Origin of the sequence: Natrinema sp. HArc-T2 (assembly GCF_041821085.1) — an archaeon.
GTDB lineage: Archaea > Halobacteriota > Halobacteria > Halobacteriales > Natrialbaceae > Natrinema.
Map to the genome: position 1 here is coordinate 1 of NZ_JBGUAZ010000003.1, position 13,246 is coordinate 13,246.

At 58.7% G+C, this 13,246-nt stretch carries 13 protein-coding genes and 1 pseudogene; 6 read left to right on the plus strand and 8 right to left on the minus strand.

Annotated features, from left to right (window positions below; all coding sequences use genetic code 11):
* Positions 1-179: 179 nt before the first annotated feature.
* Complete coding sequence (locus tag ACERI1_RS07625) at positions 180-404, plus strand: hypothetical protein (protein WP_373617505.1); 225 nt, start codon at positions 180-182, stop codon at positions 402-404.
* Positions 401-589 carry a hypothetical protein gene (locus ACERI1_RS07630; RefSeq protein ID WP_373617506.1) on the plus strand — a complete coding sequence of 63 codons (189 nt, stop codon included), beginning with the start codon at positions 401-403 and terminating at the stop codon, positions 587-589. The genes ACERI1_RS07625 and ACERI1_RS07630 overlap by 4 nt, the downstream gene beginning before the upstream one ends.
* Positions 590-675: 86 nt before the next feature.
* On the opposite strand, the gene ACERI1_RS07635 is transcribed toward ACERI1_RS07630, so the two are convergent.
* The 3 genes from ACERI1_RS07635 to ACERI1_RS07645 form a co-directional block, all read right to left on the minus strand.
* Complete coding sequence (locus tag ACERI1_RS07635; protein WP_373617507.1) at positions 676-1,164, minus strand: GDP-mannose 4,6-dehydratase; 489 nt, start codon at positions 1,162-1,164, stop codon at positions 676-678.
* A 5-nt stretch (positions 1,165-1,169) separates the two neighbouring features.
* Positions 1,170-1,316 carry a GDP-mannose 4,6-dehydratase gene (locus tag ACERI1_RS07640; protein WP_373618147.1) on the minus strand — a complete coding sequence of 49 codons (147 nt, stop codon included), beginning with the start codon at positions 1,314-1,316 and terminating at the stop codon, positions 1,170-1,172.
* Between the two features lie 169 nt (positions 1,317-1,485).
* A complete protein-coding gene (locus ACERI1_RS07645; protein ID WP_373618148.1) occupies positions 1,486-1,710 on the minus strand; it encodes an NAD-dependent epimerase/dehydratase family protein in 225 nt (74 codons plus the stop codon).
* 150 nt (positions 1,711-1,860) lie between these two features.
* Between ACERI1_RS07645 and ACERI1_RS07650 the strand changes: the two genes are divergently transcribed.
* A complete protein-coding gene (locus tag ACERI1_RS07650) occupies positions 1,861-3,345 on the plus strand; it encodes a sugar transferase (RefSeq protein WP_373617508.1) in 1,485 nt (494 codons plus the stop codon).
* Between the two features lie 386 nt (positions 3,346-3,731).
* Here ACERI1_RS07650 and ACERI1_RS07655 read toward each other — a convergent pair.
* Together ACERI1_RS07655 and ACERI1_RS07660 are read right to left on the minus strand one after the other, a co-directional pair.
* Positions 3,732-4,103 (minus strand): annotated as a pseudogene (locus tag ACERI1_RS07655) (ISH6 family transposase); the annotation flags it as partial.
* Positions 4,104-4,446: 343 nt separating this feature from the next.
* Positions 4,447-5,931, minus strand: a complete 1,485-nt coding sequence (locus ACERI1_RS07660; RefSeq protein WP_373617509.1) for an IS66 family transposase — start codon at positions 5,929-5,931, stop codon at positions 4,447-4,449.
* Between the two features lie 315 nt (positions 5,932-6,246).
* Here ACERI1_RS07660 and ACERI1_RS07665 point away from each other — a divergent pair, with 315 nt between their 5' ends.
* Positions 6,247-6,759 carry an acyltransferase gene (locus ACERI1_RS07665; RefSeq protein ID WP_373617510.1) on the plus strand — a complete coding sequence of 171 codons (513 nt, stop codon included), beginning with the start codon at positions 6,247-6,249 and terminating at the stop codon, positions 6,757-6,759.
* Between the two features lie 85 nt (positions 6,760-6,844).
* Here the strand turns inward: ACERI1_RS07665 and ACERI1_RS07670 are convergent, their stop codons facing one another.
* Together ACERI1_RS07670 and ACERI1_RS07675 are read right to left on the minus strand one after the other, a co-directional pair.
* Positions 6,845-7,831 carry a Gfo/Idh/MocA family protein gene (locus ACERI1_RS07670; protein ID WP_373617511.1) on the minus strand — a complete coding sequence of 329 codons (987 nt, stop codon included), beginning with the start codon at positions 7,829-7,831 and terminating at the stop codon, positions 6,845-6,847.
* Complete coding sequence (locus tag ACERI1_RS07675; RefSeq protein ID WP_373617513.1) at positions 7,828-8,937, minus strand: DegT/DnrJ/EryC1/StrS family aminotransferase; 1,110 nt, start codon at positions 8,935-8,937, stop codon at positions 7,828-7,830. Before ACERI1_RS07675 ends, ACERI1_RS07670 begins: the two co-directional genes overlap by 4 nt.
* A 221-nt stretch (positions 8,938-9,158) precedes the next feature.
* On the opposite strand from ACERI1_RS07675, the gene ACERI1_RS07680 reads away from it, so the two are divergent.
* The gene (locus ACERI1_RS07680; protein WP_373617514.1) at positions 9,159-10,547 is read left to right on the plus strand and encodes a sulfatase-like hydrolase/transferase; all 1,389 of its coding nucleotides are present in this window, start codon (positions 9,159-9,161) and stop codon (positions 10,545-10,547) included.
* Here ACERI1_RS07680 and ACERI1_RS07685 read toward each other — a convergent pair.
* The gene (locus ACERI1_RS07685) at positions 10,522-11,910 is read right to left on the minus strand and encodes a hypothetical protein (RefSeq protein ID WP_373617515.1); all 1,389 of its coding nucleotides are present in this window, start codon (positions 11,908-11,910) and stop codon (positions 10,522-10,524) included. The genes ACERI1_RS07680 and ACERI1_RS07685 overlap by 26 nt on opposite strands.
* Positions 11,911-12,002: 92 nt before the next feature.
* Here ACERI1_RS07685 and ACERI1_RS07690 point away from each other — a divergent pair, with 92 nt between their 5' ends.
* Positions 12,003-13,124 carry a glycosyltransferase family 4 protein gene (locus ACERI1_RS07690; RefSeq protein ID WP_373617516.1) on the plus strand — a complete coding sequence of 374 codons (1,122 nt, stop codon included), beginning with the start codon at positions 12,003-12,005 and terminating at the stop codon, positions 13,122-13,124.
* Positions 13,125-13,246: the final 122 nt, after the last annotated feature.

The window sequence follows — 13,246 nt, forward strand, 5'->3', positions numbered from 1 at the left end:
CCTCAATCTCGACGAAGGAACGGAAAGAGAGTTCATCCTCACCGACGACGAACAACTCGAACTGCGCCCAAAGAAACCAGTAATAGAATTACTTCGTGATATCCAGCGAACGCTCTCGGGACGATACGAAAGGAATCAAAGCATGTCTGGCCGTCACACGACCGTGACAAGAAGACGGCGTGATATTTCTCGACTCATGGGTGTGGCTAGAGTTCGTGTTTGGCGGAGACAAGGCCGACGACGCTGAGGCCATCATCGAGCACCCCGATTCTGCCGACGAAGGCGGACTGATCATACCGACCGTGATCACGGCGGTCTCGTATCGGATCCGGACCGTCGAAAACGCGGTGACAACAGACGACGGATCCGAACGATCCACGACTACATCGAGAGTGTTCCAGTGATCGACGAGAACAGACGATACGCGATCGAGCTATGGGTCAAATACTACGAATCCGGTGAACAGGAGTTATCCGCCACCGACACGATTCACCTCGCGACTGCAGCCGTTCACGACGACTGTCACACGCTCTACTCGGGAGACCCTGTTTTCGAAAATATCGACGAAGTCGAACCGGTCGTCCTGTGAATCGTCGGCACTGCCCGTTCGCGGTACTTCGAGACCGAAATGAGTAGGTGGTAGGCTTCGTTCCGCAACCGGAGCGTGAGTCGATACTACGACGACCGGACGAGCGGATCATACCACTCCCGGTTCTCTCGATACCAGCCGATGAACTTCGAGACGCCTGCACGAATGTCGACCGTGGGCTCGTAGCCGAGGATTTCGTTTGCCTTTGAGATATCGGCGTGGGTGTGTTCGGCGTCACCCTCGCGGGCCTCGTCGAACTCGAACTTGAGGCTCGGCTCGATCTCGCCGCAAACGACTTCTGTGAGGGTGTGGATGTTGATGTTGTCCGTTGAGCCCACGTTGAGGATCTCACCGTCAGCGCTGTCGTCCTCGAGCAGCTGTTCATTGACCCGGACGATATCGTCAATGTAAATGAAGTAGCGGGTCTGCGTGCCGTCGCCGTAGATCACCGGCGGCTCCCCACGAAGACATCTGGAAACGAAGTTCGTCATCGCCATATTCGGCCGCATCCGCGGGCCGTAGACGGTGAAGCAGCGCAACGCGACGTTTGGAGGTTCATAGATCTCGTTGTACACGCGCGCTACTGCTCACTCGCGAGCTTCGAGACGCCATCGGGCGAGACTAGATTCGTTGGGTGATCTTCGTCGTAGGGGAGATCTTCCGGCTTGCCGTACACTGACGAGGAGGAGGCGAGGACGATGTGCTCAAGGCCATGGTCTCGCGCGATCTCGAGGAGGTTATCCTCCCATCGACGTTGTACGCGTTGACTTTCTGTGGCTGTTCGACGATAGTGCGGACCCCCGCCTGGGCTGCCTGGTGGTAGACGACGTTGGAATCCGTGACAAGGTCGTCGGCGAACAGATTGTCGGTGATTGACCCCTCGACGAGATCATATCTCACACTGGATTCGTCCGCCGCGGCTCGGGCGGTGTCGACGTTGCGATCCTGGATACCGAGGTCTTAGTAAGGTTCGAAACGCCGAGGACGGTCACGTTGTAACCGCATCCCGCGATTGCTTCGGCGATGTAGCCGCCGATAAAGCCCGCACTGCCCGTAACGAGAATGTCATAAAGTTGATGAATATCGAAAATCCCACAAAAAGATGTATATTCGTATTGAATGGGTCGTCGACGTAGCGTCGAATTCGGTGGGCATCCGACGTAGCATTAGGTCCGCGATGCGGCGAGCGGCCACAAACAATATATGCCAGCATATCTACAAACCATTAATTTCAAAGACTATATATGAGTGTAGTTCCCTGCCATTAGCAGATGTTTACCGGATGGCGATATCGAGTCGTGAGTGCTGTCGGTACGGCGTCGTTCGTCGCCCTCGCGGTTCTCGCGGCTAACCATCCAAATGCTCAGTCCGTGTTTACGACCGTTGTCCCGCTGTTCGACCGGCTCGAGCCGATCATTCTCGACCGTCAATCACTCCGGTGGGCGCTGATGCTGTGCGTCTTCGCGATTGGAGGTGCGGTCTGGCCGCTGTACAAACCACGACCCCGGCGTATTCTCGATACGGTGTTCCTAGTTCAGAAGCGCATCCTCGTCGGCGGGCTGGCGCTGGCGACGCTCGGGTACTTCAAGTGGAGCCACCGGCTGCCGCGAGCGACGCTCGTGATGACGATCGGGATTCTGGCGGTCGTGCTTCCCAGCTGGTTTCTCCTGATTCGGGCTCAGCCAAACGGAACTGCCGGCCGGACACTGATCGTTGGCGACGATCCTGCACAGATCGACCATGTTGTACCTGCCGTCGAGACGCCTGTGATCGGGTATCTCTGTCCGACGATTACTGCGGTTCGAGACACGCTGCGGGAAATACCGGAGACAGACGCTGATGCGGTTGCCGACGGTGGGATCGAACTGCGCCACGATGGGATCGCCGACCGCGGAGATAGCGGACCGCCACAGACGCTCAGCTCGCTGCCTCGACTCGGCGGACTCTCGCGGCTTGAGGACGTGCTCGTCGAATACGATGTCGATACCGTCGTGCTCGCGTTCGGGCAAGCCGATCGCGCTGAGTTCTTCGGAGCGCTCGGCGCTTGTCATAACTATGGCGTGGATGCGAAGGTCCATCGGAAGTACGCCGACAGCGTACTAATCTCGGAGGGCGATGTCGGCGAACTCGTGGCCGTCGACCTCGAACCGTGGGACCCACTAGATCACCTTCTCAAGCGGATATTCGACGTATGTTTCGCAGCGGTAGGGCTGCTCGCATTCGCGCCACTCGTAGCCATAATTGCGATCGCGATTAAACTCGACAGTTCTGGTCCGGTTCTCTACAGCCAGAATCGGACTGCCGGGTTTGGGGATATCTTCCCTGTCTACAAGTTCCGGTCGATGGTCCCCAAGGGCGAGGACGCGACCCCGACGGAAGACGAGGAGAACGACCGGATCACGCGTGTAGGACGAATCCTGCGGAAAACCCACCTGGATGAGCTACCACAGCTATGGTCGATCCTCGTCGGTGACATGAGCGTCGTCGGCCCACGTGCGGTCTGGACCGAAGAGGAGGCGCTACTCGAGAAGGATACCCCCTCTTGGCGCAAACGGTGGTTTGTCAAACCCGGATTGACTGGGCTAGCACAGATTCACGACGCGAAGAGCACCGATCCGAACCTGAAACTTCGGTATGACCTCGAGTACATCCGCAAGCAGTCGTTCTGGTTCGACGTAAAGATCGTGATCCGGCAGATCTGGAAGGTGCTGGTGGGCGTTCGCGAGACGATCAGGGGATCGTTACTCATCATCTAGTCGACACAGCAGGTTCAAGCCAGGAAACACCGCACGGTTGTCAACGACGGCCTCCAGGCGGACGTACTCAAGATCACGATCGGAGGTAGACTACGAACGACTCGAGTTGCTCTGTTGTAGCGTCAAATAGCACCAGTTTCAGCCTTGTTCTCGTCTGATTTCCGTGAGGTTTGTGTAGAATTGGACGCCGTCTGGCGATATGAGGTCGAAACGACCAATCATACGGCAGTGTAAGAATATGACAGTGTCTGTGTTCGTCCTAGGAAGCCGATCACGAACGAAATCACGCCGAGTTTGCTGCCGTACTCACGGACTCGGCGGTTGATCGTCGTTCTCGAAGGCATCACGATAGCTGAGCAAGGTAGCGAGTTCGGCAACCTGGAGAGAGAGAGATCCTCTTGGTGGATGCGCTGGCCGTCGAAGTTGATAAGATTCTCGAGCGGACGGAAATAGGTCGGATCGCCGTCGGTAGCAGCAGTGTCTTTGATGTGGTGAAGGGTGAATTCGTGTTCTCCTGCGGTTGTCACAGCGGTTCGTGTGGAGGTTCCAGCGCGCTAGAAACGGCGACTGCCGTTTCCGCGCGCGTGTTTCTCTCCACAATACGCCTTGATGAGTGTCTCGTCGAGGCTTCTGACGAACTCCTCGAGGATAGTGGCCTCGAGCTGGATCTCTTACCGAGATTCAGCGAGCATGGCGGGCGGTAGCGTTTTGTCTTGGGCGATGCTAACTGCGGACCGCACGTTGATTTCAGCGTGCATGGGTTACTTCGGGCTGGATACCAGAGGTGACCCTGTTTCCACAGGAGTCAGTTACGACTCTATATGAGTTTGAGACACGACCCAGAAATGTGGCGTAACGTGCTTCCAGGCAGGAATCTGTTGCTAGCCGGGTCACTCACTGCCGTTGGGCTGGCGGCACAGCGTTTTTGAGCCAGCAACACCGCTTGTTTAACGAAACGGAAGAGTTCTAGACACACTCGTCTTCCGCTTCGCATCTCCCTTCACAGCGACGCTATCCGCTCGCCATCTGCAGATTCAACAGACCAAAACAACCGAAACTTAGCTTCGAGTTTGGTGCGTTGGCAGTAGTTGGATAGCGTGACTATAATTCACTACTCGGTGATGCCTCTCTCCCTGAGCTGAGTTCTTCTCCACCGAGGATAGACTGGAGTTGTTCGGGCGGATCTAGTCCTCGCCGTTTCCACGTGGCCAACATGGTCGTGATCGTCTCGTGAATCTGGACCCCTTCAGCTGAGCGGAGAGTCCGGAACATCTTCCGCAGCACAACTTGCTCGCGCAGAGCGCGCTCTGCGCGATTATTCGTCGAATCGACGTCTGGCTCTGTAACGAACGTCAGCCAGTTCCCTAACCCGTTCCTGATCTTCTCGATCAGCTTTTTGACCTCCTGTGCCTCGTAGTCTTCCCTGATCAGGCCTTCCAGATGTAACGACGCCTCCGCCCGCTTTTGCTCGCGGGCGGAGGCGGACGGATCCTCCTCGTCGAACGCCGTTAAATCGTCGTGGAGAGCGTGTAACTCCTCAGACAACCTCTCTGCTTCCTCGTACCGTTCAGCAACGTACTCCGCCTCCCGCAACAGATGTGCCCAGCACCGCTGGAGCTTCGTGTGATAGCTCGGATACGCTGACCACCCGTCACAGCTGAGCGTCGAGTCCTCGGCGAATTCCTCGCCGAGGACGTCCTCTAACACCTGGCTTCCACGACTCTCATCAACCCAGAACAACACTTCTTCGTCAGTAACGAACGTCCACGCCCAGTGTTGCTCTCCGTCAACAGGAAATCCCGTTTCATCGCAGTAGACGACGTCACTTTCCTGAATACGGGCTTTGACATCGTCATACGCGGGTCGCAGCCGGTCTGCGACCCGCTTGGTCAGGTTGTAGATCGTCCGATGAGAGATGGGTGTATCGAGCTCCCAGTCAAACAGCTCCGCCTGTTTACGGTTTGGAAGTCGCTGATGGAACCTACCGAGGGCGGTTTGGGCCATGATATTTGGCCCAAACCGCCCGGTTTCCGGGCAGTCTGGATGTTCAGCAACGACTTCGTTTCCACAGGAACAGCGGTGTTTGCCGAGTTCGTACTCGATGACAGTGGTTGGAATAGGGAGAGGTATGTCGATAATCGTCCGTGAGATGTAGCTGTCCGGGTTAGAGAGGATTTGCTCACAGTCTGGGCAATATCCCTGATCGACTCGAATAGTCTCCTCTGGTTCCGGAGGCGATCGAGTTGTTCCTTCGTGACCTTCGTCACGTCCTGGAGAGGAGTCGCTGGCGGCGTCAGCGTCGCCGCCAGCGTCGTCCCCTTGGTCTTCGTTTTCTTCCTCGTCGCTGTCATCGTTACCAGGTGATCCAGCCGCGCCACCCTGCTTACTGGGTGGTGTGTTTGGGTTTTCGTACCGCTTGAGGCGAGTCTCAAGTTCCTCTATCTGCTGTTGCTTTGCAGTGAGTTGGCGACGGAGAAGACGGTTCTCAAGCTTTTGGACGACGAGTTGCTGGCGGAGATACGTACTGTTCTCGGTGCGGATCGCGGAATCTATCGATTCCGGCGATCCGCCAATCCCCAGCGACACACTTAGTTCACCATTGAGAGACCATCCATGAGACTGCTACGAAATCGATCTGACGGCAAATCGCTATCCAACCACCGTTGGCATAATACTACGGGCGGAATATTACTAATTCAATATTATATAATATTATATTTATGATTAAATTTAAAATGCCCCATATTATTAGATGCGGTAATAGGATAGAAAGCTTAATTTCGTAGTTTATAGTCTATTCCGATAGTTGTAGCTCTACAACAGGAGTCGTGCTGATTCAATCCACCGTCGTGTCGTACGTGAAAGAACCATTAATGCGATGCACGAAAAATGGAGTCCACAATGGCTAATTGGCATGCTCAACAATCAGCGATAATCAGCGACTGTGATATCGATGACGGAACGGAGATATCTGATTTCACAGTAATAGATGGATGTAAAATAGGGAACGGCTGTAAAATATGGCGATTCGTGAATCTCTACGGGTGCGAACTCGGCGACGAATGCATGGTGGGTTCGAACGTAGAGATTCAAGAAGGTGTGACGGTTGGAGATCGGTGCCGAATTCAGTCCCACGCGTTCGTGTGCTCTCGTGTAACGATCGAAGACGATGTCTTCGTGAGCCACGGGGCGAAGTTCGTAAACGACAGGTATCCCCCGAGCGGAGATTCAGACGATTGGGAAGAAACTATCGTGCGAGAAGGCGCGTCTGTTGGTACGAATGTGACTCTACTGCCGGTCGAAGTTGGAGAAAACGCGATCGTCGGTGCCGGTGCTGTGGTCGTCGATGACGTCCCGCCGAATGCTATCGTGGCCGGAAATCCAGCAGAAGTAATCAGCTATCAGGACGCGTGAGTGGCGTCTCGTCGATCGCTCTGTTCCCCGTAATTCGATAAATTCCGCTCTGTGCCGGCAAATGATTTGCCCGAGCCGATGATCGTTACAGTTCGATCGTCTCGTTCCGTTCTGCTGACTCCTCAGCACGCTCGAGCAGTTCGACGGTCTTCGCGCCGATCTCGCCGTCGGCAAGCGGATCACGTCCTTCGCAAGATGCCGTCAGGAAGTCCTCGATTTCCTGCCTGAGGGGCTCGTACCCCTCGACTTCGTAGGTCGTCGATCCCTCGTCCTGTGCCCGCAGGGCGTCACCCTCTCGGACGACGCTGGCGTCGTAGATCGTCAGTTCGGTGTCGGCCAGGTAATCGAGATGTGCAGTGCGCTCGGACCCGACAACGACGAGGTCGCGTCGCTTCCCGAAGACCGGGATCTGCCAGGATTCGTTGATGATGCCGGTGACGCCCCCGTACCCGAGAACGAGCGTAGCCGTTTCATCGATGTCGTCCCTGACGTGTCGATCGAGTCGGCAGAAGAGGTGATCGGGCGTCCTCTCGAGCAACATGTTGTAGATGTCGACGTCGTGGACGGCGAGCGAGTACAGCGCGCCGGTTGTCGCTCGCGGCGCGCGGAAGGTCGATCTGGTGGTCGTCAGGTATTTGATCTGGCCGAGCTCGCCGCGGTCGATCCGGCGTTCGAGCCCCCGGAGCGCCGGATGGTACCTGAAGATGTGCCCGACGCCGAGGGTCCGACCGTTCTCTGACGCAGTATCGACAATGTCCCACGCGTCGTCGCTTGACAGGGCAAGAGGCTTCTCGACGAGGCAATCGATGCCGGACTCCAAGAGAGTGGTAGCGATCTCCCTGTGGGTCGTCGACGGCGTCGCGATCACGGCCGTATCGACGCCGATGTCACTGAGCTGACTATGGTCAGTGACGTACTCCAGCCCGTAATCGGACGCGAGGTCCCGCACTCGCGTCTTGTCGATGTCGCACAGGACGACGTCATCGAGGACGCCGGCCTCCTCGAGTTCCGACGCCACGCGGACGTGGTTCGATCCCCAGTAGCCCGTCCCGATAACTGCGTGTGTCGTCATGCGTCCACCTCAAACGATCGGATCGCGTCGACCACGTGATCGATCTCTTCCGTCGAGAGCTGCGGATGCATCGGCAACGAGACGGTTCGGCGACAGTACTCTTCGGCAACGGGCGCGTCGACCGAACCGACGCGGTCGCGGACAGCAGGCTGCTCGTGGACTGCCCGGTCGTAGTGGATCCCGGTGTCGACGACGTGGTCGTCCAGATGGGCGCGGAACGCCGACCGCTCGTCAGCGGGCACCTGAACGGGATAGTGATGATAGACGTGCTCAGCGTTGTCGTACGAAGCGGGGGTGACCAGCCAGTCGACATTCGCGAGTCGCTCGTCGTAGGCACCAGCGGCTCGCTGACGCCCCTCTGACCAGTCCGGCAGCGCGTCGAGCTGGTGGCGCCCGACTGCGGCCTTGATCTCGTCGAGTCGGTAGTTGAGCCCAAGGACTACGTGCTTGCCCTCCTCGTTTCGACCGTGGTTTCGGAGCGCACGCGCCTCGTCCGCGATCGCCGGGTCGTCAGTCGTAATCATACCGCCGTCGCCGCCGACGGTCATGTTCTTCGTTGGATAGAACGAGAAGCACCCGACGTCACCGATGCTGCCAACCACCTGCCCGTCGTACTCAGCGAGGTGGGCCTGTGCAGCGTCCTCTACGACGGGGAGGTCGTACTCCGCCGCGATGTCGGTGATGGGATCCATATCGGCCGGCTGCCCGTGCATATGCGTGACAACGATGGCAGCAGGATCCTCTGCGGCCCGGATCTTCTCCCGCAACTGGGCCGGGTCCATCGTGTACCGGTCCGGATCGACGTCGACGAATCGCGGCGCCGCATCGAGTTCGAGAACAGGCGAGACGGTAGCGAAGTACGTGTGCGCCGGCGCGAACACTTCGTCACCCGGTCCAATCCCGATCGCTTTCATCGCAAGCAAAAGCGCGGCGGTTCCGTTCGAGACGCCGACTGCGTGGTCGACCTCAGAGGCCGTCGCAAACTCGCTCTCGAACTGCTCCAGAACGGGCCCTTTCACGTAGCGGCCGCTGTCCAAGACGTCGGCCACGTCGTCGACGGTCTCTTGATCCATGTAGATGTCTGTAAACGATATATTATCTACCATTCTCTCTGAGTGGGCTTCGTCGTTCGGATGTAAAGTAACCTTCCATCGATTAGCGAACCGTCCGAACGGGGCGAGATTACGGCCTCTGATCAGCTAATTATAGATGTTGAATGTCCAGACCGTCGGTCGGCATACGGGACCGCCGGTCGGCGGTTAGCTCACCGTGCCGAGCCAGACTGAGAAATCACGGTCCTTTTGTGGACGCCCGCTCGTCCACGGGTATGGACGGGAAACCGAATGTTATCGTTCTCTCGGCGGATTCACTGTCGCAGGCGTACTTCTCTGACCGCGCAACTCGTCTGGGGGAGACGGTCGACGGAACGGTCTTCACGGACGCGGTGGCGACGGCCTCCGACACGAACTCGGCGATGCCGGGCCTGGCGGCCGGCGTGTACTCCGATACCGTCTCCGGTTGGGGGCTCCCGGAGGGCGACGATCGCCCAGTGACCCTCGCCGAGCAACTGCAGGCCGTGGGCTACGACTGCGGGCTCTGGACTGACAACTTCCTGTTCGGCGAAGAGTACAACTACACCGACGGGTTCGACTACGGGAACGCCGGGAAGCCGACGTGGAAGAAGTCGCTGGTGAACGTCATCAAGGACTACTTCCCCGACGCAGCCCTGCGGGCATCCGAAGCGGCGTACTTCCGCCTGTTCAAGCCCGCAGTCAACGCGGTGCAGTCGGACGAGTCGTTCTACCTGAGCGCCGAGGAACTCAATCGAGAGGCGACTGAGTGGCTCCAACAACGGTCCGACGGGAACTACTTCCTGCGGATCCACTACATGGACCCACACCACCCCTACGAGCCGCCACAGGAATACGTCGCCGAGATCGAGGCGGAGACGGGCTTTTCACGGTCGGAACTCGGGAACCTCAGCAGGCGCCACATCAAGTCAGGCGGCGAGGACGTTACCGAGGAGGAATTGGCCGCGATCAGGGCAGTGTACGACGCCAGTTGCGAGTACCTGTTCGACGAGGTTGACGCGTTCGTCCGGGATCTGGTTGAGCGCGGCGCGTTCGATCCGGACGAGGACGTGTTCGTATTCACGGCGGATCACGGCGAGGCGCTCAATCCGGAGAAACACGGTATGATGGGACACGTCCCCCCGGCTTTCTGGGAGGAGATCGTCAACGTCCCGCTGGTCGTCAGCCATCCCGACTGGAGCCCCGGGCACGTCGATGAACAGGTCAGCCTCATCGATCTAGTCCCGACAGTACTGGACGCGGCGGGCGTCGACGTCCCGGAGACGACTGAGGGAGAAGCCGCTGTCGACCCTCTTGAGTTGCGCCGCGAAACCGCACTGTTCGTCTCCGAATGGCGAAGTGACGAGGGCACGGCGTGGAACGCCTACCGCGGCGCACGCTCCGAGTCGGCGAAACTGTTCGGCGCGCGTCTCCGGGCGGGCGACAGGTGCGTCGCGACGTCGCTCACTGACGGCACCGAGACAGTCGACAGCGACGTCGCTTCGGAATCGGATCTGGTGCTATCCGACGAACACGAACCGCTCCTCGCAGCGGTCCGAGAGCGAGGGGGCGCCGTGAGCGGTTCTGGCGATGAAGTGGACGCCGGCGTGGAAGATCACCTCAGGAACCTGGGATACGTGGACTGAGGTCGGGCCGAGGGAGCAACACGGCGACGACTAGCAGAAACGCGAACCCGTTCGTCAGGATCGCAACGATAGGGTCACTGTTCTCGAAGGTAATGACGTACCCAGTCAGCATCGCACCGGTGATTCGCAGATCCACGCCGCGCGACGCCGAGTCGTACAGCCAGAGGAGGCCGACGAACAGGAGAGTGAAGAGTGCAATGCCAGCGAGGTCGAAGGCGGCGAAGCCGCGCGCCCAGAGGTTCGCGTTCACGCTCCGTGTCGGGTCGCCGAAGTAGTGGCGGCCGATCAGGTACGGGACTGACAGATCGAATGGGTACTCGAAAAAGGGGCGGCCGAAGATGCGATCCGACACCAGCACGAGGGGCTTGTCGCGGAAGTACTCGAAATAGTAGCTCAGGTGGATGCCAGGGGTGAGCACGAATCGCCGCACCAGGACGAGCGGCCGTACGAGGCCCGCAACCGCGTACGCGGCGACAGCCCCGGCCACGAACGAGCAGATGCCGGCGAGGGTGTAGACGGGGAACAGGCGCTGATCGCCCTCAAGGCAGAACCACACGAACCCGAGGCCAGCGGGCAGGAACAGCGCAGACTTGTACCCGGTCAGTGAATAAACTAGTAACAGGCCAGTGACACCGAAGACCACGCTCCGAGCGTCCCGGTAGACGATTCCGACCGCCAGGAACGTGGGCATCAAAACGAGGTAGAACCATCTGATCGAGTACGTCACGAGACGCGTCTCGAGTCCGGACAGCGACGCGATCTGTGCGGAGAACCAGTCCCGGGCGACGTAAATTTCTGATAAACCGTGGATCTCGAAGCGCAGGCCGACGTACGAGTGAATGACGAACAACACCCCGAGCGAGGCGAGGAGAACGACCAGCCAGAGGACGGTTCGTCTCGCCGCTCCGAGTCGCTCTCCGATATCTCCGATACCTGGGGAGACAGTGACATACGGCCACCTGTCGTGGAGCGAGAGGAGAATCATCGACCCAAAGACGACCAGAATCGGCGGGATCTGGTTCGCCGCATAACCGAACGGGAGGAACATCATCGCGACGCACGGGACGTAGACGACGAAGTAGACGTACCAGATGACGACGTAACTCGGGCGAGGAACGCCCCATCGCATGGGAACAAGCGGAAGGAGCGAGAACACGTAGATGAACACGAGCACTGGGACGCCGGGGGGCTCGATCGGGAACGCCTCCGCGGGGAACGAAACGGCGTCCATGTACACCGCGGTGCCCACGACGAGGGTCGTGTACAGGACCGCCAGCGCCGGCAGCAGGCCCGGTATCTCGGAGACGTACGTGTCTGCCGTTCGCTTAGTCGATCGCACGAGGCGGACGCCGCGCTTGAACATCTACTAGTAGAGGATCCGTTCTATCGTATAGACCTTGTGAAGCAAATCAGAACTGATACCAGCGCGCGGTTCTACCCTGGTACCAACCGAGCATGAAGGAAGTCTGTGTAATCTCGACTGCGCACTACACGTTCGATCCGCGGATCTTCTATCGGGAATCGGCCGCCCTCGTCGAAGCGGGTTACGACGTCACCTTCGTAACTCATCACGATCGAGACACTGTCCAGGAGGGAATCCAGATCCGATCGCTTGGGACCGCAGAGAGCAGGACCGACCGCTGGAGGGACATCCTGTCCGCTTACCGGACCGCGAGAGACGTCGACGCCGACGTCTATCACTTCCACGACCCAGAACTCATACCCGTCGGTCGTCGCCTGGCCCGAACCACGGACGCCAGAGTGATCTACGACGTCCACGAGGACTATGACACCGTCATCAGGCGCCGCGATTGGATCCCAGATCCCGTGTCGCTGCCGCTGTCGAAGCTCTTCCCCGCAGTCCAGTCAGCCGCTTCCAGCCCATTCGACGCGATCATCGCGGCCACGGACTGGATCGAAGACGACTTCGTCGAACGCGGCCACGAACCGGTCCAGCTTGTTCGGAACTTCCCGCGGATCGAGGACATCGACCTCAACGGCGAAGCGAAGACTCCGGAAGCCGACCTGACGCTCGTGTACGTCGGCTCGTTCGGCGGGAACCACGGGCTACTCCGGATGATCGACCTCGTCGAAGCGCTCCGGGACCGGGACGTGGACGCGGAGCTGTGGGTGATCGGTGAATTCTCGAAACCGTCGTTCGAAGCCACCGTGCGTCGACGGATCGAGACATCACCGCACGGCGAATGGATCAAACTCTTCGGATACATCAACTATACGGATATGTTCGCGTATCTCAACCGGGCGGACATGGGACTGGCCCTCGTCGACAGCGAGCTCTACGAGTACTGCGTTCCCAACAAGGTGTTCGAGTATATGGCGGCGAAACTGCCGGTGATGGTCCCCGACGTCGAGGGGATGCGACGGTACCTGGACGACGCCTGCGGGTTCAGGGTCGACGTCGACGACACGACCGGACAGGCTGGCATCCTGGAGCGGGCCGCCGGCGACGAGATCGACCTCGAAGAGATGGGCGAACGTGGCCGTGAGCGGGTCGAAGAGGCCTACTCCTGGGAGAAAGAGAAAGAGCACCTGCTATCCCTGTACGAGCAGCTATGATTGCGACTATCGGTACTTCCCAACTGGTGTGAGAGCTGAAGCTAAAGCGTTGGTCTCGTGAGGAAGATATCTGTCTGAGTGAATGTGTTCAGCGTCCCTCAACCAGACGGTGTTCTTTCAGA